The sequence below is a fragment of the Polaromonas sp. UC242_47 genome (genome assembly GCF_044452385.1).
Classification (GTDB): Bacteria; Pseudomonadota; Gammaproteobacteria; order Burkholderiales; family Burkholderiaceae_C; genus Polaromonas.
The window spans coordinates 782,545-801,245 of the sequence record NZ_JBIOAO010000001.1 but is presented as its reverse complement, the minus strand read 5'-3'; the positions used below and the strand labels follow the sequence as shown (position 1 = coordinate 801,245).

At 62.6% G+C, this 18,701-nt stretch carries 17 protein-coding genes and 1 pseudogene; 10 read left to right on the top strand and 8 right to left on the bottom strand.

The genetic code is table 11. The features are described 5' to 3' along the window. Nucleotide 1: 1 nt before the first annotated feature. The 4 genes from ACHMXK_RS03920 to ACHMXK_RS03905 all read right to left on the bottom strand — a co-directional run bounded on the left by ACHMXK_RS03920 (nt 2) and on the right by ACHMXK_RS03905 (nt 3,427). Nucleotides 2-517: a TRAP transporter small permease gene (locus ACHMXK_RS03920; protein ID WP_397437869.1), complete on the bottom strand. Its 516-nt coding sequence runs from the start codon at nt 515-517 to the stop codon at nt 2-4. 103 nt (nt 518-620) lie between these two features. Next, the gene (locus tag ACHMXK_RS03915; protein WP_397437867.1) at nt 621-1,610 is read right to left on the bottom strand and encodes a TRAP transporter substrate-binding protein; all 990 of its coding nucleotides are present in this window, start codon (nt 1,608-1,610) and stop codon (nt 621-623) included. Nucleotides 1,611-1,850: 240 nt separating this feature from the next. Then, the gene (locus ACHMXK_RS03910) at nt 1,851-2,792 is read right to left on the bottom strand and encodes a bestrophin family protein (RefSeq protein ID WP_397437864.1); all 942 of its coding nucleotides are present in this window, start codon (nt 2,790-2,792) and stop codon (nt 1,851-1,853) included. A gap of 77 nt (nt 2,793-2,869) precedes the next feature. Then, the gene (locus ACHMXK_RS03905; protein ID WP_397437862.1) at nt 2,870-3,427 is read right to left on the bottom strand and encodes an HNH endonuclease; all 558 of its coding nucleotides are present in this window, start codon (nt 3,425-3,427) and stop codon (nt 2,870-2,872) included. Between the two features lie 160 nt (nt 3,428-3,587). Between ACHMXK_RS03905 and ACHMXK_RS03900 the strand changes: the two genes are divergently transcribed. The 5 genes from ACHMXK_RS03900 to ACHMXK_RS03880 all read left to right on the top strand — a co-directional run bounded on the left by ACHMXK_RS03900 (nt 3,588) and on the right by ACHMXK_RS03880 (nt 11,077). After that, nucleotides 3,588-4,583, top strand: coding sequence for a bifunctional riboflavin kinase/FAD synthetase (locus ACHMXK_RS03900; RefSeq protein WP_397437860.1), 996 nt, complete (start codon nt 3,588-3,590; stop codon nt 4,581-4,583). A gap of 126 nt (nt 4,584-4,709) precedes the next feature. After that, on the top strand, nt 4,710-7,547 hold the full coding sequence (gene ileS / locus ACHMXK_RS03895; protein ID WP_397437858.1) for an isoleucine--tRNA ligase: 2,838 nt from the start codon (nt 4,710-4,712) through the stop codon (nt 7,545-7,547). Beyond that, nucleotides 7,547-8,047: a signal peptidase II gene (gene lspA / locus ACHMXK_RS03890; protein WP_397437856.1), complete on the top strand. Its 501-nt coding sequence runs from the start codon at nt 7,547-7,549 to the stop codon at nt 8,045-8,047. Before ileS ends, lspA begins: the two co-directional genes overlap by 1 nt. A 111-nt stretch (nt 8,048-8,158) precedes the next feature. Further along, nucleotides 8,159-9,823 (top strand): Na/Pi cotransporter family protein, encoded by a 1,665-nt coding sequence (locus ACHMXK_RS03885; protein WP_397437854.1) that lies wholly within the window; start codon nt 8,159-8,161, stop codon nt 9,821-9,823. 18 nt (nt 9,824-9,841) lie between these two features. Continuing rightward, entirely contained in the window at nt 9,842-11,077 is a 1,236-nt protein-coding gene (locus tag ACHMXK_RS03880; protein ID WP_397437852.1) for a multidrug effflux MFS transporter, read from the top strand. A gap of 3 nt (nt 11,078-11,080) precedes the next feature. Here the strand turns inward: ACHMXK_RS03880 and ACHMXK_RS03875 are convergent, their stop codons facing one another. Together ACHMXK_RS03875 and ACHMXK_RS03870 are read right to left on the bottom strand one after the other, a co-directional pair. Further along, a complete protein-coding gene (locus tag ACHMXK_RS03875) occupies nt 11,081-11,887 on the bottom strand; it encodes an NUDIX domain-containing protein (protein WP_397437850.1) in 807 nt (268 codons plus the stop codon). A gap of 16 nt (nt 11,888-11,903) precedes the next feature. After that, entirely contained in the window at nt 11,904-12,899 is a 996-nt protein-coding gene (locus tag ACHMXK_RS03870; RefSeq protein ID WP_397437848.1) for a quinone oxidoreductase family protein, read from the bottom strand. A 156-nt stretch (nt 12,900-13,055) separates the two neighbouring features. Here ACHMXK_RS03870 and ACHMXK_RS03865 point away from each other — a divergent pair, with 156 nt between their 5' ends. Beyond that, on the top strand, nt 13,056-13,955 hold the full coding sequence (locus ACHMXK_RS03865) for a DMT family transporter (RefSeq protein ID WP_397437846.1): 900 nt from the start codon (nt 13,056-13,058) through the stop codon (nt 13,953-13,955). 39 nt (nt 13,956-13,994) lie between these two features. Here ACHMXK_RS03865 and ACHMXK_RS03860 read toward each other — a convergent pair whose 3' ends face one another. Both ACHMXK_RS03860 and ACHMXK_RS03855 read right to left on the bottom strand, forming a co-directional pair. Continuing rightward, entirely contained in the window at nt 13,995-14,720 is a 726-nt protein-coding gene (locus ACHMXK_RS03860) for a DnaJ domain-containing protein (protein WP_397437844.1), read from the bottom strand. Nucleotides 14,721-14,805: 85 nt separating this feature from the next. Further along, a complete protein-coding gene (locus tag ACHMXK_RS03855) occupies nt 14,806-15,717 on the bottom strand; it encodes a LysR family transcriptional regulator (protein ID WP_397437842.1) in 912 nt (303 codons plus the stop codon). Nucleotides 15,718-15,808: 91 nt separating this feature from the next. Here ACHMXK_RS03855 and ACHMXK_RS03850 point away from each other — a divergent pair, with 91 nt between their 5' ends. From ACHMXK_RS03850 to ACHMXK_RS03835, 4 genes and pseudogenes are all read left to right on the top strand, one after another. Next, complete coding sequence (locus ACHMXK_RS03850) at nt 15,809-16,222, top strand: RidA family protein (RefSeq protein WP_397437840.1); 414 nt, start codon at nt 15,809-15,811, stop codon at nt 16,220-16,222. A 23-nt stretch (nt 16,223-16,245) separates the two neighbouring features. Next, nucleotides 16,246-17,124: pseudogene (locus ACHMXK_RS03845) on the top strand (amidase); the annotation flags it as partial. Beyond that, entirely contained in the window at nt 17,060-17,671 is a 612-nt protein-coding gene (locus ACHMXK_RS03840) for an amidase family protein (protein ID WP_397442435.1), read from the top strand. The pseudogene ACHMXK_RS03845 and the gene ACHMXK_RS03840, both read left to right, overlap by 65 nt. A gap of 92 nt (nt 17,672-17,763) precedes the next feature. After that, nucleotides 17,764-18,699, top strand: a complete 936-nt coding sequence (locus ACHMXK_RS03835; protein ID WP_397437838.1) for a tripartite tricarboxylate transporter substrate-binding protein — start codon at nt 17,764-17,766, stop codon at nt 18,697-18,699. Nucleotides 18,700-18,701: the final 2 nt, after the last annotated feature.

Here is an 18,701-nt window from a genome sequence, read left to right as displayed (position 1 = left end):
GTCAGAGCGAAGCGGCGGCATCGGCGTCCATTTCGGCAGACTCGGCGAAGCGGCCCTCCGAGACATAGCTGCGCACGATGAACAACAGATGGATGAACAGCAGCAAAAATCCCGCGGGCATGGCCGAATAAATCCAGGAGATCGCGATGTCGGTCGCCGCCGTGGTCTGAAACCGTGTGGCCCAGACGTAGAGGATGGAAAAATAAGTCATCACCAGCGAAAACACGCCTATGCCCACCACCACCACGGCGCGCAACACCCGCGCCCAGCGTGTACCGACCGCCGTGTGCAGGTTGTCGATGGCCACATGGCCGCCAAAACGCAAGACCAGGCCGGCGCCCAGAAAGGTGCCCCAGATCATCAGGTGGCGCGCCACCTCTTCGGCCCAGACCAGGGAGTCGCCCGTGGTGTAACGCAACACCACGTTGGCAAAGACGATGCAGGCCATGGCCAGCAGCAGCAGGATCAGGACCCAGCGGTTGCAAGCCACCAGCGTGCGCTCAATGCGATTTAACATAGATCGGTCAGGCGCCGGGTGACGCCATCCTCAAGAGAAGAAGGTTGCAAACCAAGGCCCGGGTGTACCGGGCCTTGTGATCTCCAGGCGCGTGGCGCCCGGATTATTTGAAGTTGCTGATCTCGTCCAGCGTCTTCTGGCCAAACTTGCTGGCGTACTGCTTGTAGGCCGGGGCCATGGCAGTCTTGAAGGCAGCCTTGTCCACATTGGTCACGACCTGGACGCCATGCGACTTGATCTCTTCCACGCCCTTTTTCTCGACCTCATCCACGAACTTGCGTGAAGCCAGCGCACCCGCCTGGGCACCCTGGGTAAAAGCGGCTTTCTGCGCGTCGTTCAGGCCGTTCCAGAAAGCCGGTGCCACGATCAGCGCCATGGGGGCGTACACGTGCGCGGTCAGCGACATGTGTTTTTGCACTTGCCACAACTTGGCCGAGACCACGACGGAGACCGGGTTTTCCTGGCCGTCGATGGTGCCCTGCTGCAAGGCGCCAATCACTTCGGGCCAGGACATGGGTGTGGGCGAGGCGCCCAAGGTGCGGAAGGCCGTGATGTGCACCGGGTTTTCGGTCACGCGAATTTTCAGGCCCTTCATGTCTTCAGGCTTGCTCACCGCGTGTTTGCTGTTGGTGAGGTGACGGAAACCCTGCTCGCCCCAGGACAGGGCGATCAGGCCGCGCGCGCGGAATTTGGTCAGCAGGTCCTGGCCGAACTTGCCGTCCAGCACGGCACGGGCGTGCGCGGTGTCACGAAACAGGAAGGGAATGTCCACCACGCCCACGTCGGGCACGAAGTTGCTCAAGGCGCCGGTCGACACGATGACGGCCTCGACCGTGCCCAGTTGCAGGCCTTCGATCAGCTCGCGCTCGCCACCCAGGGCGCTGGACGGAAACTGCTTGAACTTGAACGCACCGTTGGTGCTTTTTTCCACCGAGTCGGACCAGGCCTGGGCCGCCGCACCGTAGTGGGAGTTCACCGCCAGGGCATAACCCATCTTCACATCTTTGGCTTGCTGCGCGAAAGCAGCACCGGTTGAAACTGTCAGCGCAGCAATCGCGCAGGTCGCCAAAAAGGAGCGACGAATGGAAGTCATGGAATCATCCTTGTAGTTAATGGAATACGCGCACAAAAACCCGCCATTGTAGGTATGCGCTCCATAGGCCCTGCACGCGCAGGCAAGCAGGCCTCACCCTCGGGATTGAACCGTTTTCACTAAATTCCAAATGAAATAGTCCTCCAGCCCTTATTCCATAAGCGTAAATAGCTATCAAAAGAAGAGCTAAAGCGAAACTCGGAGCTTCGCACATGGCACGCCATTGAGCGCCGCTGCGGCTCAGGTCAGGCGGTAGTCCACAGGTGCCTGTTTGACGGTCGGCAACACCTCGCCCAGCGATTCGCGCAGGCTGACTTCAATCGCCTGGCACAAGGTGTCCAGCGGCAAGTCGTTGGGCTCCAGGCCAAATGGTTCTTCGATTTCATCACCCAGGGCGTCCAGCCCGAAGAAGGTGTAAGCCACCAGCGCGACCACAAAAGGCGTCATGAAACCAATCGTGTCCACCAGACCAAAAGGCAGCAGAAAACAATACAGGTAGGCCGTGCGGTGCAGCAGCAAGGTATAGGAAAACGGCACTGGCGTGTTTTTGATACGTTCGCAGGAAGCGGCCGCTGCCGTCATCGCCGACAAGGTCGCGTCCAGGCTGGCCGCGAGGCAGGCGTCCAGCCAGCCCTGCCGCTGGCAGGCGCCCAACTCCTGGCCCATGGCCAGCATGATGGCCGCCGGCTTGTTGGCGGAGGCCTGGACACGCGGCCATTCGGCCGCCGGTAGCCAGCGCTGCAACTCGCCACTCTCGGGCTGGTCGCGTAATTGCAGGCGCAAGGCGTGGACATAGGCAATCGCCCGGTAAACCAAACGCTGGCGCGCCGCTTCGGCAGCGGGTGCCTGGCCCGAGGCCTCGGACGGCTGGATAAAACTCTGGCATTGCCGCGACAGGGACTGGCAGCGGTGTACCAGCTCGCCCCAGAGTTTGCGCCCCTCCCAGTAGCGGTCATAAGCGGCGGTGTTGCGAAAGCCCAGAAAAATCGCCAGCGGCAGGCCGATCAGGGTGAAAGGAATGGTGGTCAGCGTGATCTTGAGGCTGAACAGATTGCCGTGGGCCAAGGTCACCAGGATGGCGCTCAGGGTGTTGACCAGCAAGGTCGTGCGTATACGCGGCAGGATGGAGCCGCGCACCACAAAAAAGAGCCTGAGGCCGGAGGGACGATCTCTGACAATCATGAGGAGTTAAAACCAAGGGTAAACCCTTATTTAACCATGATCCCGCCTTTCACGGCGCGGGAAGCCGCATCACATCGTCAGATCAGCAAGCGCGAGGTCTTGGGCACATGTGCCATCAAAAACTCCATCTGGTCCGCCAGGATGCGGCGGTTGCGCAGGATGAAGTCTTCCCACAAGCTGGGCACATAAGGCGTGTACAGCAGCGGCATGTGGGCCTGTTCGGGCGTGCGGCTGCTTTTGCGGTGGTTGCAGGCGCGGCAGGCCGTCACCACATTCATCCAGATATCTATGCCGTTTTGCGCAAACGGGATGATGTGTTCCCGCGTCAGGTCTTCTTCGTGGAAATGATCGCCGCAATAGGCGCAGACATTGCGGTCACGCGCAAACAGCTTGCTGTTGGTCAGCCCCGGCTTGAGATTGAAGGGATTGATGTTGGGCACGCCCTTGGTGCCGATGATGCTGTTGACGTGGATGATGGACTGGTTGCCGGTGATGGCGTTGTGGCCACCGTGAAAAGTGGCCACCTGCGCACCCATCTCCCAGCGCACTTCATCCGAGGCATAGTGCAACACGGCTTGTTCCAGGCTGATCCACGATTGCGGCAAGCCCTGGGCTGAGAGTTTCAAGACCTTCAAACGAACCTCCATCATTGTAAAAACGCATGGAAACCGAACTCAAACTGTCTGACGCCTCAATATACCGTGAATTCATGACAAAGCCATGGCAAGGGCCTCTTTTGGCGCTTGCAGGCACGTACCGCCGACCCCAGGCGCTATTAAAACGATAATCTGCAAGATGAAAGTTTTCCGCGGCTATCAACACCCGGCGCTCGCCTCGCAATGCGCGCTGACCATAGGCAATTTCGACGGCGTGCATCGCGGCCACCAGGCCATGCTGGCCCTGCTCAAAAACGAAGCCCAACACCGCGGCCTGCCGGCCTGCGTGATGACCTTCGAGCCACATCCGCGCGAATATTTTTCGCCGGCCACGGCGCCGGCGCGTATCTCGACCTTGCGCGACAAACTCACTGAACTGGCGCGCTGCGGCGTGGACCAGACCATCGTGCTGCCTTTCAACGCCAGACTCGCGACGCAGACGCCGCAGGCCTTTATCAGCGACGTGCTGGTCGACGGGCTGCGGGCCAAATACGTGCTGGTGGGTGACGATTTCCGTTTTGGCGCCAAACGCGCCGGCGACTACGCCATGCTGGATGCCGCCGGCGACCAACAAGGGTTTGACGTGGCCCGCATGAACAGCTACGAGGTGCATGGCCACCGGGTCTCCAGCTCGGCCGTGCGTGAGGCGCTGGCGCAGGGCCGCATGGAAGACGCCGCGCGCCTGCTGGGCCGGCCTTACAGCATCTCCGGCCATGTGGTGCATGGCCGCAAGCTGGGCCGGGAGCTGGGTTTTCGCACGCTGAACCTGCGGTTTTCGCACTGGAAATCGGCCGCCGCCGGGATTTTTGCGGTGCATGTGCACGGCCTGGCCGACAGTCCCCTGCCCGGCGTGGCCAACCTCGGCGTGCGTCCCTCGCTGGACGCCCGCGACATCAACGCCGGCCGGGTGCTGCTGGAGACCTATTGCCTGGCGTGGCCCGCCAGCCTGGGCAGTGAGGAGGCTTACGGTAAAATCATCCGTGTGGAACTGCTACACAAACTGCACGACGAACTGACCTACGATGGCCTGGATGCCCTCCAGACCGGCATCGCCAGGGACTGCGACGACGCGCGGGCGTTTTTTGCCTCCATGCACACGGAAACCAGCCGCCAGACCACACGCGATCGAATTTAGACGATCTCGTTTGCCTGCCGCCGCCCTTCTTTCTTGCCGCCAGGGCCCGCGGCCCCCTTGTCGAACTTCCAGCAAATTCCTTGGGGCTGAACCCGGTTCCAGCCCTTCGCAACCCGAATGAACGCCATGTCCGAGAATAAAACCGATTACCGCAGCACCCTCAACCTGCCCGACACCCCTTTCCCCATGCGTGGCGACCTGCCCAAACGCGAACCGGGCTGGGTCAAGGAATGGGACGACAAGGGCATTTACAAAAAGCTGCGTGACGTGCGCGCCGGCGCGCCCAAGTTTGTGCTGCACGACGGCCCGCCTTATGCCAATGGCCAGATCCACATGGGCCACGCGGTCAACAAGATCCTGAAAGACATGATCGTCAAGGCGCGCCAGCTCAAGGGCCTGGACGCCATCTACGTGCCGGGCTGGGACTGCCACGGCCTGCCGATCGAAAACCAGATCGAAAAAACCCACGGCCGCAACCTGAGCCGCGACGAGGTGCAGGCCAAAAGCCGCGCCTACGCGACCGAACAGATCGCGCTGCAGAAAGAAGACTTCAAGCGCCTGGGCGTGCTGGGTGAGTGGGACAACCCCTACCTGACCATGAGCCCCGGCAACGAGGCCGACGAGATCCGTGCGCTCAAACGCATCATGGAACGCGGTTTTGTTTACCGCGGCCTGAAACCCGTGTACTGGTGTTTCGACTGCCGCAGCTCGCTGGCCGAGTTCGAGATCGAATACGCCGACAAGAAGTCGCAGACCATAGACGTGGCTTTTGAGTCCGCCGAGCCGGCCAAACTGGCGGCGGCCTTTGGCCTGCCGGCGATGGACAAACCGGCTTCCATCGTCATCTGGACCACCACCGCCTGGACCATCCCGGCCAACCAGGCGCTGAACCTGAACCCGACGCTGGAATATGCGCTGGTCGATACACCCCGCGGTTTGCTGGTGCTGGCCTCGGCCCTGGTCGAGAAGGCGCTGGCGCGTTACCAGCTTGAAGGCACGGTCCTGGCCACCGCTCTCGGCGAAAAACTCGCCGGGCTGAACTTCAAACATCCGCTGCACGACGTGGCCGACCCGGGCACAGGCAGCTACAGCTACCGGCGCCTGGCGCCCGTGCTGCTGGCCGACTACGCCACGGCCGATGACGGCACCGGCATCGTGCATTCCTCCCCCGCCTACGGGGTGGATGACTTCAACTCCTGCGTGGCCAACGGTTTCCACCACGACGACATCCTGAACCCGGTGCAAGCCAACGGGGTGTACGTGGACGAGTTGCCGCTGTTCGGCGGCCAGTTCATCTGGAAAGCCGCACCGGTGATCGTCGATGCGCTGCGCGACGCCGGCCGCCTGCTGGCCACCGAAACCATCAGCCACAGCTACCCGCATTGCTGGCGCCACAAGACACCGGTGATCTACCGTGCCGCGGCCCAGTGGTTTATCCGCATGGACGAAGGCGAAGGTGTCTTCACCAAGGACAAGGCGCCGCAAACCCTGCGTCAGCTGGCGCTCAACGCCATCGATGAAACCAGCTTTTACCCCGAAAACGGCAAGGTCCGCCTGCGCGACATGATCGCCGGCCGGCCCGACTGGTGTATCTCGCGCCAGCGCAACTGGGGCGTGCCCCTGCCCTTTTTCATCCACACCGCCACGGGTGAATTGCACCCGCGCACCATGGAGTTGATGGACACGGCGGCCGACATGGTCGCCCAGGGCGGCATCGAAGCCTGGAGCAAGGCCACGGCCGAGTCGCTGATAGGCGCGGACGCCGAGTTCTACACCAAAAGCAACGACATCCTCGACGTCTGGTTCGACTCCGGCACCACGCATTACACCGTGCTGCAAAAAAGCCATGCGGCGCAATCGACCTGGCCGGCCGACCTCTACCTGGAAGGCCATGACCAGCACCGCGGCTGGTTCCACAGCTCGCTGCTCACGGCCTGTGCCATGTACGACCACGCGCCGTACAAAGGCCTGCTGACCCACGGTTTCACCGTGGACAGCCAGGGCCGCAAGATGAGCAAGTCGCAGGGCAACGGCGTGGATCCGCAAAAAACCAGCGAAAAACTGGGCGCCGAAATCATCCGCCTGTGGGTGGCGGCCAGCGATTATTCGGGCGACATCGCCGGTGACGACAAAATCCTGGCGCGGGTGGTGGACACCTACCGGCGCGTGCGCAACACCTTGAAGTTTTTGCTGGCCAACATCAGCGACTTCGACCCGGCGACGGACGCCGTGCCGCTGGCGCAGATGCTGGAAATCGACCGTTATGCGCTCAGCCGTGCGGCCCAGCTGCAGGCCGACATCCTGGCGCACTACGAGGTCTATGAATTCCACCCGGTGGTCTCCAAGCTGCAAATCTATTGCAGCGAAGACCTGGGCTCCTTCTACCTCGACATCCTGAAAGACCGGCTGTACACCAGCGCGCCCAAGTCGCTGGCCAGACGCAGTGCGCAGACCGCTCTGCACCAGATCACCCAGGCGATGTTGCGCTGGATGGCACCTTTCCTGAGCTTCACCGCGGAAGAGGCCTGGAAGGTGATCGGCAGTTCGGAATCCATCTTCATGGAAACCTATGTGGCCCATGCCGCGCAAGACGAGGGTCTGCTGGCCAAGTGGTCGCGCATCCGCGAACTGCGCGACGCCGTCAACAAGGACATCGAAGCCTTGCGTACCGAAGGCCAGGTGGGCTCGTCCCTGCAGGCCAATGTGACCCTGGCAGTCCCGGCCGACGACCATGCGCTGCTGGCCAGCCTGGGGGATGACCTGAAATTTGTCTTCATCACATCCGCTATCGAATTAATAGCTGGTGACGCACAATCCATCAGAACGCAAGCCAGTTCCGACACCAAATGTGAACGTTGCTGGCATTACCGCAGCGATGTGGGCAGCGACCCGGCCCACCCGGCGATTTGCGGCCGCTGCACCAGCAATTTGTTTGGTGCCGGTGAAGTCAGGAAATTCGCATAATGGCTCGCACCACCTTCGTCAAAACGTCGGGCACGATGTTGCCCTGGCTGGCGTTGGCGCTGATCCTGCTGATCGTCGACCAGTTCACCAAGGTGTTGATCCTGGGTTATTACCGCCTCGGAGACGCCACTTACGTGACGAGTTTTTTCAACGTGGTGCGGGTTCACAACAGCGGCGCGGCCTTTTCTTTCCTGGCCTCGGCCTCGGGCTGGCAGCGCTGGTTTTTCATGGTCATCGGGCTGGCGGCTGCGCTGTTTATTGTCTGGATGCTCAAGTCGCACGCCGGGCAAAAACTGTTCTCCTTCGCGCTGGCCTGTATTCTGGGCGGCGCCATCGGCAATGTGATTGACCGCATGTTGCACGGCTACGTGGTGGACTTTCTCGATTTCCACTACGCCGGCTGGCATTTCCCGGCCTTCAACATCGCCGACAGCGCCATCAGCATAGGCGCGGTCTGCCTGATCCTGGATGAATTGCTGCGCGTGCGAAAAGCCAAATAAACCGACCTATCCCAAGCCCTGAAGCGCGCGACTCAGGGGAAAACCCGGCCCGCTGCCTGACAGGCAGCGCTTTCAGCGACGACGCGCTGGCGTATAGTCGTCCCTGAAGTTATGAAGCACTTGTTGAATTTATTGGCAGCCATTGCGCTGCTTGTGTGGGGCACCCATCTTGTACGTACCGGCATCCTGCGGGTGTTTGGTGCGAATCTGCGCCAGATCCTGGCGCGCAGCGTCGGCAACCGTTTCACGGCCGCGCTGTCGGGCATAGGCGTCACGGCGCTGGTGCAGTCCAGCACCGCCACGGCCCTCATCACCTCCTCCTTTGTCGGCCAGGGCCTGATCAGCCTGCCCGCGGCGCTGGCCGTGATGCGCGGCGCCGACATCGGCACGGCCTTGATCGCCGTGGTGTTTTCTTTTGACTTGTCCTGGCTCTCGCCGCTGCTGATTTTTGTTGGTGTGGTCTTGTTCATCCCACGCCAGGCCTCGACCCTGGGCCGGGTCGGCCGCATCCTGATCGGCCTCGGGCTGATGCTGCTGGCCTTGCGTCTGGTCACGGATTCCACGGAAGTCCTGACCCAGTCGCCGGCGGTCAAGGCCTTGCTCAACTCGGTCGGCAGCGACCTGCTGCTGGAAATCACCTTGGGCATGGTGCTGGCCGTGATTTCTTATTCCAGCCTGGCGGTGGTCTTGCTGATTGCCACCCTGGCGGCTTCCGGCGGCGTGTCGCTGGAAGTGGCGCTGGGCCTGGTGCTGGGTGCCAACCTGGGCAGCGGCTTGCTGGCGGTGATCACCACGGCCAAATCGTCGATTGAAACCCGGCAAGTGCCTCTCGGCACCATGGCCTTCAAGATTCTGGGCGTGCTGGTGGCCGCCCCTTTTGTGGGCTTGTGGATCAGCCACGTGTTGCCCCTGCTCGGCAACCGGGCCAGCGCGGTGGTGCTGTTTCACCTGAGTTTCAACGTCGTGGTCGGTATCGCCTTCATAGGCCTGACCAACCCGGTCGCGCGCTGGACACAAAAACTGCTGCCCAAAAACGACAAACCCGGTGTCAGTGAACGCCCCAACCACCTGGACCCGTCGGCCCTGTCCACGCCATCTTTGGCGATTTCCAACGCGGCACGCGAAGCCCTGCACCAGGCCGACGTGGTGGAAAGCATGTTGCTGGGCATGCTGGAAGTCATCAAGAAAAACGACCTCCAGATGGCGCAGGAACTGCGCAAGATGGACGACACGGTGGATGCGCTGTATTCGGCCATCAAGTATTACCTGACCAAAATTTCGCGCGACGAACTGGCCGAAGAAGAAAGCCGGCGCTGGACCGACATCATCAGTTTCACCATCAACATGGAGCAGATCGGCGACATCATTGAACGGGTGTTGATCGATATCGAAGACAAAAAGATCAAACCTGGCCGCAGTTTTTCCGAAGCCGGCATGGCCGAAATTTGCGAGTTGCACGCCCGGCTGATCGACAACCTGCGCCTGAGCATGAGTGTGTTCCTCAACGGCAGCGTGCGCGACGCGCAAAAACTGCTGGAAGAAAAAGCCCGTTTTCGTGACCTGGAACGGGCTTATGCCACGACCCACCTGGGCCGGCTGTCCGATCGGACCATGCAAAGCATGGAAACCAGCTCGCTGCACATCGACCTGATCAGCGACCTGAAACGTATCAACTCGCACATCTGCTCGATCGCTTATCCCATCCTCGAGTCCGCCGGCGCCCTGGCGCCCAACCGCCTGCGCCAAAACGTGCTGATTGATGAACTGCCGCGCTGACCCGCGCCGCGCGGCCGCATGAACCCCAACGCCGCTCAACTCTGGCGCGCACCGCGCTGGGCGCTGGCCGCGTTGCTGGCACTGCTGGGCATGTTGGGGCCGTTTTCCATAGACACCTACATCCCGGCATTTTCCGGCATTGCACGTTCGCTGGGCGCCTCACCGGTCGAGATGCAGCAAACGCTGTCGGCCTATCTGTTCGGTTTTGCCTTCATGAACCTGTTTCATGGCGCACTGGCCGACAGTTTTGGCCGCCGTCCGGTGGTCTTGTGGGGCATTGCGATGTTCACCATCGCCTCGGCCGGTTGCGCCCTGTCGCAAAGCATAGGCCAGCTGGTGTTTTTCAGGGCGCTGCAAGGCCTGTCCACAGGCGCCGGCATTGTGGTTTCACGCGCGGTGATACGCGACATGTTTCCGCCAGCCCAGGCGCAAAAGGTGATGAGCCAGGTCACGATTTATTTCGGCGTGGCACCGGCGATTGCGCCCATCATTGGCGGCTGGTTGTTTGTGCACCTGAACTGGCACGCGATTTTCTGGTTTCTCACCGGCGTCGGCGTCTTGTTGTGGACCGCCAACTACAAGCTGCTGCCCGAAACCCTGCATGTCACCATGCGCCAGCCCTTCAATGTGAAACACCTAATGCGCGGCTACTGGCAGCTGGGTTCCAGTGCGCGCTTTTTTCTGCTGGCGCTGGCCAGCGGCGTACCTTTCAACGGCATGTTTTTGTATGTGCTGTCGGCGCCCGAATTTTTGGGCTCACACCTGGGCCTGGCGCCCACCGGGTTTTTCTGGTTTTTTATCCTGACCATCATAGGCATCATGGCCGGCGCCTGGGTCAGCGGCCGCATGGCCGGCAAGGTCGCGCCCAAGCGGCAGATCCGCCACGGCTTTGTGATCATGCTGGTGGTCGCGGTGATCAACCTGCTGGCCAACATCTTCTTCAAGGCGCATGTGTCCTGGGCGCTGTTTCCGATTGCGGTGTTTGCCTTTGGCTGGGCCCTGATGGTGCCGGTCGTGACCCTGCTGGTGCTGGACCTGTACCCGGCGCGGCGCGGCATGGCTTCGTCCTTGCAGGCCTTTATCGGCTCCACCGCCAACGGCATTGTGGCCGGCGTGATCGCGCCGCTGATCATGCATTCGACGATAGCGCTGGCCGCGGTGTCACTGCTGATGTTGTGTATCGGTCTGCTGGCCTGGATCTACCTGCACCACCGCTGGCCGGAGATTGGCCAGACGGTGGCCGCGCATGAGTAATAGCTAAGCCAACAACGCGACCTGGATCAACGCCGCTTCGCGGGTGAATTTGTGGTCCTGCATTTTTCGCAGCAACTCGGCCCTGTCCATCAGCACAAACCGTTCGACTTCGCCGTCCTGGTTTTGCGGCACCAACCCGTCCGGCACGGTGCAGCGGTACCAGACGATGTGTTCGATGACATAACCCGCCCCGTGGCCGTCGGAGCAGGGGCAGCAAACATCCAGCTGACCGCCGCGCGTGAGATTTTTCAAGTCCGCCAGCCGCAGGCCGGCTTCTTCCCAGGTCTCGCGCGCCAAGGCGCTGGCCAGCGTGTCGGCGCCGCTGACCATGCCGCCCATGAGCGTGTCCCACAAGCCGGGGTCGTTGGCCTTGCTCCAGGCGCGCTGCTGCACCCAGAAGCGCCCATCTTCAGATTGAGCGACCAGGTGCACCGCCTGGGTCGCGATGCCCAGCACCCGCACCACGGCGCGTTCCACAGTGCCGACACGACGGCCCTGTACATCCATCACCGCCAGTTGTTCGTCACGCCAGGCATGGGCCAGGCCGGCCTCGCGCAAAGCCACTGCCAACGCCTGCAAGCTGGCCGTGACCTCGCCCTGCAGCTGCCAGACGGCACCTTCCGGTCGCTCCACTTTTGATAGCTGCTTGCGCCCGTTGGATAAGGGCGGTAGCACGATTTGGCTTAATAAATCGGGTTCCACCGAGCCAATGACGGCGTCCCCCGCCAACAGCGGCAGACGCGGCCGCCGCGGCGCCTGGCTGGCGCTGGCACGCAAGGCCGCCAGCCAATGCGGATCAACACCGTCCATCAGCGCGCATCCCCGTTCACAGGGTCAGGATGGTGCAGCCGGTGGTCTGGCGCGCTTCCAGCGAGCGGTGTGCCTCTTGCACCTGGGCCAGCGGAAAACGCTGGTCGATGCGAATCTTGACCTGGCCGCTGCTGACCATGGCAAACAAATCGTCGGCCATTTCCTGCGTGGCTTCGCGGCTGGCGATGTGGGTGAACAAGGTCGGGCGCGATACATACAGCGAACCCTTGGCGGCCAACAAGCCGATGTCCAGCGGCTCGACCTTGCCCGAGGCATTGCCGAAGTTGGCCAGCAGGCCGAAGGGGCGCAGACAGTCCAGCGACTTGAGGAAGGTGTCCTTGCCGACCGAGTCGTAGACCACCTTCACGCCCTTGCCGCCGGTGATCTCCTTGACGCGGGCGACAAAGTCTTCCTTCGCGTAGTTGATGGCGAAGGCTGCACCATGCGCCTTGGCCAGTTCACATTTTGCGTCCGAGCCGGCCGTGCCTATCAGCTGCAGGCCCATGGCCTTGGCCCACTGGCAGGCAATCAGGCCGACACCACCAGCGGCGGCGTGGAACAACACAAAGTCACCGGCCTGCAAACCGCCTTGCGGCTGGGTGCGGCGCAGCAGGTATTGCACGGTCAAACCCTTGAGCATCATGGCGGCACCGGTCTCGAAAGAGATGTCATCGGGCAGCTTGCAGACACATTTGGCGGGCATCACACGCAGCTCGCAATAACTGCCAGGCGGCTGGCTGGCGTAAGCCGCGCGGTCACCGGCTTTCAGGTGGGTCACCCCTTCACCCACCGCCTCGACCACACCGGCCGCTTCCATGCCCAGTTGCAAAGGCATGGGCAGCTTGTAGACGCCGTTGCGCTGGTACACGTCGATGAAGTTCAGGCCCACCGCCTTGTGGCGGATGCGGAGTTCGCCGGGCCCGGGTTCGCCCACCTCCACCGTCACCAACTTGAGCTCTTCGATGCCGCCGTGCTGGTCGATACGGACGGCTTGGGAGGTGGTCTGGGCCATGACGGATTTCCTTGAAATGAGATTGAACGAGGGATGCGGCCTGCATCCTGCCACGAAACAGCAGGACCTGCTGGCACCGGTGCGCTGCCCCGCAGAACACGCCGGTTGATCCGCCTCTTTTCAACAACCCGGCGGAGCTATGGTTACAGTCGCCACATGAATTCTGGCCTGACCTTTCGCACCGCCCTGCTGCTGACCCTGCCGCCGCTGCTTTGGGCCGGCAACGCGGTGGTCGGGCGGCTGGTCAACGACCTGGTGCCGCCCATCACCCTGAACTTTCTGCGCTGGGCCCTGGCTTTTGTGTTTTTGCTGCCGCTGGCCGGCTGGGTGCTCAAGCGCGACAGCGGCCTGTGGACCCACTGGAAACGCTTCGCCCTGCTGGGCCTGCTCGGCGTGGGTTGTTACAACGCCCTGCAATACCTGGCGCTCAAGACTTCGACCCCGCTCAACGTCACGCTGGTCGCGTCCAGCGTGCCGATCTGGATGCTGCTGGTCGGCTGGCTGTGTTTCGGCCAACGCGTCTCGCGCCGGCAAATAGTGGGTGCGTTGCTGTCCATCGCCGGTGTGCTGCTGGTGATGTCGCGCGGCCAGTGGGCGCTGCTGGCCCAGGTCCGGCTGGTGCCCGGTGATATTTATGTGCTGCTGGCCACCTTGTCCTGGGCCTTTTACAGCTGGCTCTTGTCGCAGCCGAAAGAGCCAACCGCCATACGCCAGGACTGGGCGGCGTTTCTGATGGCGCAAATGGTCTTTGGGCTGGGCTGGTCCGGCCTGTTCTCGGCCGGGGAGTGGGCGCTGGGGGATGCCCACATCAGTTGGGGCTGGCCGCTGGTCACCGCCCTGCTGTATGTCGCCATCGGCCCGGCCATTCTGGCCTACCGCTGCTGGGGCATAGGGGTGCAACGCGTCGGGCCCGCCATTGCCGGTTTTTTCTCCAACCTCACACCGCTGTTTGCGGCGCTGATGTCCGCAGCCTTCCTGGGCGAACCGCCGCAGATTTACCACGGCATCGCTTTTGCGCTGATCGTCGGCGGGATTGTGGTGTCGTCACGGCGCTGAAAAAGTGGCGCGGTTCACAAAGCCTCGCCCACCATGGTTTTAGCAGGTGGTCTGGCGGTACTGCTGGTAACACAGCTCGCGGATGCGCTGCTGGTCGGCGGCCAGCTTTCTTTGAGCCTCGTAGACCCGCTGCCGCTCTTCGTTTTTGACCTCCGACTCGCGGCGTTGTTTCTCACGCCGGTCCGATTCGACTTGCCGGTTCACCATGGCTTGCTGCTGCATATCGGCGTTGGCGGCCTGCCTGGCGATCATGCTGCTTTCCGATCTGAATTGCCGTTCCTGGTTCTCCGCTTTGGCCAGGGCTCGCATGCGCTCAGCATCGATTTTCGCCTGTTGTGCCTCGGCCAGTGCGGCGGCTTCGGCGTCGAGTTTCTTTTGGGCCAGCTCCTGCGCGGCCAAGGCCTTGCGTGTCTGATCACGTGAATAACTCATGGAAGCACCGGTAGCAAACATCGCCACCACCAGCAGCGCCATCACGATCAGGGGTTTGGTGTACCAGGGCGAGGGGTCCGACTCTAGGACCACGCGTGGACGGCTGGCCGGTTGGCTCAGCGCGGCGCTCAACTTGCGGTCATGCGCCGCGCGCATCTCGGGACTGGATAAAAGTTTGTAGGCATGCCGGATGTCGATCAGGCGCGCCACGGCCTCGGGGTCATCGGCCAGCCTGGCGTGAGAGTAGTGAGCGCTTGCCTTCTGGAAGGCCTGATCGATGTCGGCCGCGCTGGCATTGCCGGGAATCCCCAAAATTGAATATGCTGACTTCACCCAAGCCTCCTCCACTATTTTTTGACGATGTCCGCGCCCTTGTCCCGGGCTTTGTCAGCGGATGTTACCGCAAGCCTGCAGGCCCCTAGGACAGGACAGGCCGGTCCGGTTTGCCGCGCAACAAGTCGACAAAACGCTGGATCACCGGGGTGTGGTTGTCACGGCGCCAGACCAGGTCTATGGGCATACGCACGTTGAGGTCGGGCACACGCAGCAGCCGCACGCCTGGCGGCAGGCGCTGCCGGGCGCTGGCCGGCATCACGCTGCAACCCAGTCCCGCCGCCACCATGCCCAGCACGGTGTAATGCGTCGTGCCTTCCTGCACGATACGCGGCGAAAAACCTTGCTGATGGAAGTGATGAATCATCACGTCGTGCAAGCGTGGCGACTGGTCGCGCCGGAACAAGATAAAGTCCTCGTCGTTGAGCTCGGCCAGTCGCCGGGGCGGATGTTTCGCCAGGCGGGAAGCCTCGTGGACCGCCAGCAAATAATCGTCCGCCAGCCACGGCACACTCTGCAAGGGGCTGTCCGCGTCCAGCAGCCCGGTGTAGGCCAGCCCCAGGTCCAGGTGGCCATCAAGCACCCGCTCGGTGACGGCTCCGGACAACATGGCCTCGATCATGAAGGTCACACGCGGGCTGGCATGGCGGTAGGTCTGCAAGGCACGCAAGACGTCCGGGTGCCAGGCATAAATTTCGGAAAACCCCAGGCTCAGGTGGCCCACATCGCCGCGCGCCGCCAGTTGTGCCCGCACCGAAGCGGCGCTGGCTTCATCCAGCAACCGGCGGGCACTGGGGTAATAAGCACGCCCGGCCGCGGTGAGTGTCATGCCGCGTGTATTACGCGCCATCAGCGGCACCCCCACATCTTCTTCCAGCAAGCGAATCTGGCGTGACAAGGCCGGTTGTGCCACATGCAGGACCTCGGCCGCGCGGCCCAGGCTGCCCAGGTCGGCCACGGTGAGAAAGTAGTGCAGTCGGCGTCCGTCCAGATACATACAAAAATTATATGACTTCGCACTCAAAATTGTATTTGTGCGAATGCTGCGGGCTGACTACATTGGCAGCCAGCCTTTATTTATTTGCCGCATGAACACCCCTGAATCACCCGCCGCGCCCCATGTGGAACGCCTCAATTCGCCGGCCTTTGGCCAGCTCGGCCTGCCCTTTTCCGAAATCGTGCGTATGGGCGACACGCTGTACCTGTCGGGACAAATGGGCACCCTGCCCGGCACCTTGACTCTGGCGCCGGGCGGCCTGCAGGCCGAAGCACAGCAGACGCTGGAGAACATCCAGGCCACGCTGGAAGCCCATGGTTATTCGCTGGACCACATCGTCAAATGCACGGTGATGCTGGCCGACATGAAAGACTGGCCGGCGTTCAACGAGATTTACAAACGTTTCTTCAGCGCGCCCTACCCGGCACGCAGCGCCTTCGGCGCCAGCGGACTGGCCATGGGCGGTCAGTTGGAGATCGAGGTCATCGCCAGCGTCAGGCGCTGAAAACCCTTTTTACAAAAATCATCATGTCGATTACTTTTGACGATTACCGCGCCTTCGACGCCATGGGCCTGGCCCATGCCGTGCGGCGCGGCGAACTCTCGCGCCGCGAAGTGCAGGAGGCGACGCTGGACCGTGTGGCGGCCGTGAACCCGCAGGTCAATGCCGTGACCTATCTGCACGAAGCGGCGGCAGACGAGGCCCATAACGATACACAAGCGCCTTTTGCCGGTGTGCCCTACTTCATCAAGGACCTGCACGCGCCGGTGGCGGGCATGCCGCTAAGCCATGGCAGCCGCCTGTTCGCGGGCGATGTGCACAACTTCGACAGCGAAACCGTGGCGCGCCTGCGACGTGCCGGTTTTGTCATCCTGGGCCGCACCGCGTCTTCCGAGTTCGGCATGAATGCATCGATAGAACCTTCGCAAGGCCAGCCCACGCGCAACCCCTGGAACCTGGCCCACACCGCCGGCGGCTCCAGCGGTGGTGCCGGCGCGGCCGTGGCCAGCGGCATGTTGCCGGCCAGCCATGCCACCGACAGCGGCGGCTCCATCCGCATCCCGGCCGCCTGCAACGGCCTGGTCGGCCTGAAACCCACACGTGGCCTGATTCCGACCGGACCACACCGCGGCGAAGCCTCGCACGGTCTGAGCCACGAACACGCGGTGACCCGTTCGGTGCGCGACTGCGCGGCCATCCTCGACGTCACGGCCGGCCCCGACATTGGCGCGCCCTACTTCACCGCCAAACCGGCCGAGTCCTACCTGCATGCGATTGCGCGCGCGCCGGGACGGCTGCGTATCGCCTTCACCACCACGACGTTCGACGGTCGTGCGGTGGATGCCGAATGCCGCGCCGCCGTGGAAAACACCGTGCGCCTGCTGCAGGACCTGGGGCATGAGGTCGAGGAAGGCCGACCCCGAGTTCGATGGCGCCGCTTTGGGCGCCGCCTGCGGCACCTTGCTGCTCACCGGCCTGGCCGCGCAAGTGCAAGCCCGCGAAACCCAGTTGGGCCGCAGTGCCCGGCCCGACGAGATGGACGCCGTGGTCCACGCCGCGATTGCGCTGGGCCGTCAGGTCACAGGTATCCAATACGCCTCGCGTTTTGCCGTGATCAATCGCGAGGTCAGGCGCATCGCCCACTTCTTCGAAAGCGCCGACATCTTCATCACGCCAACACTGGCCCAACCACCGGTGGCCCTGGGCCTGTTGTCGATGCAGACGCTGAGCCTGAACCAGTTCCAGGAAGCCATGGCCGCGTTCTGCCCCTTCACCGGGGCTTTTAATGCCACGGGCCAACCGGCCATGAGTTTGCCCTTGCACTGGAGCGCCGCCGGCCTGCCGGTCGGCGTGCAGCTGGTCGGTCGTTTTGGCGAGGATGCGCGGCTGCTGCAACTGGCGGCCCAGCTCGAACAGGCGACGCCGTGGTTCCAGCGCACGGCAGCGCTGTAAAGCGTTTGCCTCTTTTTCCTTTCACGTTTTTCATTCTTCACCAAAGGCCCGTCATGCAACACCGCCGCTTTCTGTCCCTCGCCCTGCTCCCCATGGCACTCGCCCTTGCCGGCCTGGCGCAAGCCCAGGTCCCCAAAGACCGCGGCGCGGTCAAGCTGGTGGTGGGTTTTCCGGCTGGCGGCTCGGCCGACGTGCTGGCGCGTATCCTGGCCGACAAGCTCAAGGATGAACTGGGTGTGCCGGTGGTGGTGGACAACCGCGCCGGTGCCGGCGGCCAGATTGCCGCCGACTATGTGCGCGGCCTGCCCGGCGATGGCCTGACGATATTGCTGGGCACCACCCACATGATGGTCATGGCGCCGCTCACCACCAAGACCGTGCGTTACCAGGCCACGCGCGACTTCAAGGCCGTCGCGCGTATCGCCAGTTTCTACGAATCCATCGCCGTGCCCTTCAACTCGCCGGCCAACAGCGTGGCGCAATGGCTGGAGCTGGCCCGCAAGGACCCGAAACACGCGAGCTACGGCGTGCCCGCGCCCGGCAGCCTGCCGCAGTTCATCGGTTACCAGCTGGGCACGGTGTCCAAGACCCCGCTGCTGTCCGTGCCTTATCGCGGCTCGGCTCCGGTGACCCAAGACCTGGTGGGCGGGCAACTGGCCGCCGGCGTGTTGCCGATTGCCGACATGGTGCAGTACCACGGCACACGCGTGAAAATCCTGGCCGTCAACGGCACCCGCCGCGCCGACCAGTTGCCCAATGTGCCGACCTTCAAGGAACTGGGTTTCCCGCAATTCGACCAACTCGAATGGACCGGCCTGTTTGTGCCCGCTTCGACTTCTGCGGCCACCGTGCAGCAGTTGCAGGCCGCCACCGCCAAGGCGATTGGGTTCAAGGACGTGCGCGAAGCCTTGCAGAAGATGGGCACCGAGCCCGACTTTGGCCCCGGTGAAGCGCTGGAAAAACGCATCGTCGACGACATCGCGGTGTGGGGCCCGGTGGTCAAGGCTTCGGGCTTCTCGGCCGAATAAAG

What these genes read in the sequence shown, in the direction of transcription:
- ACHMXK_RS03920 (WP_397437869.1), bottom strand. Translation starts at nt 517, where the DNA reads ATGTTAAATCGCATTGAGCGCACGCTGGTGGCTTGCAACCGCTGGGTC.
- ACHMXK_RS03915 (WP_397437867.1), bottom strand. Translation starts at nt 1,610, where the DNA reads ATGACTTCCATTCGTCGCTCCTTTTTGGCGACCTGCGCGATTGCTGCG.
- ACHMXK_RS03910 (WP_397437864.1), bottom strand. Translation starts at nt 2,792, where the DNA reads ATGATTGTCAGAGATCGTCCCTCCGGCCTCAGGCTCTTTTTTGTGGTG.
- ACHMXK_RS03900 (WP_397437860.1), top strand. Translation starts at nt 3,588, where the DNA reads ATGAAAGTTTTCCGCGGCTATCAACACCCGGCGCTCGCCTCGCAATGC.
- ileS (WP_397437858.1), top strand. Translation starts at nt 4,710, where the DNA reads ATGTCCGAGAATAAAACCGATTACCGCAGCACCCTCAACCTGCCCGAC.
- lspA (WP_397437856.1), top strand. Translation starts at nt 7,547, where the DNA reads ATGGCTCGCACCACCTTCGTCAAAACGTCGGGCACGATGTTGCCCTGG.
- ACHMXK_RS03885 (WP_397437854.1), top strand. Translation starts at nt 8,159, where the DNA reads ATGAAGCACTTGTTGAATTTATTGGCAGCCATTGCGCTGCTTGTGTGG.
- ACHMXK_RS03880 (WP_397437852.1), top strand. Translation starts at nt 9,842, where the DNA reads ATGAACCCCAACGCCGCTCAACTCTGGCGCGCACCGCGCTGGGCGCTG.
- ACHMXK_RS03875 (WP_397437850.1), bottom strand. Translation starts at nt 11,887, where the DNA reads ATGGACGGTGTTGATCCGCATTGGCTGGCGGCCTTGCGTGCCAGCGCC.
- ACHMXK_RS03870 (WP_397437848.1), bottom strand. Translation starts at nt 12,899, where the DNA reads ATGGCCCAGACCACCTCCCAAGCCGTCCGTATCGACCAGCACGGCGGC.
- ACHMXK_RS03865 (WP_397437846.1), top strand. Translation starts at nt 13,056, where the DNA reads ATGAATTCTGGCCTGACCTTTCGCACCGCCCTGCTGCTGACCCTGCCG.
- ACHMXK_RS03855 (WP_397437842.1), bottom strand. Translation starts at nt 15,717, where the DNA reads ATGTATCTGGACGGACGCCGACTGCACTACTTTCTCACCGTGGCCGAC.
- ACHMXK_RS03850 (WP_397437840.1), top strand. Translation starts at nt 15,809, where the DNA reads ATGAACACCCCTGAATCACCCGCCGCGCCCCATGTGGAACGCCTCAAT.
- ACHMXK_RS03840 (WP_397442435.1), top strand. Translation starts at nt 17,060, where the DNA reads ATGCCGAATGCCGCGCCGCCGTGGAAAACACCGTGCGCCTGCTGCAGG.
- ACHMXK_RS03835 (WP_397437838.1), top strand. Translation starts at nt 17,764, where the DNA reads ATGGCACTCGCCCTTGCCGGCCTGGCGCAAGCCCAGGTCCCCAAAGAC.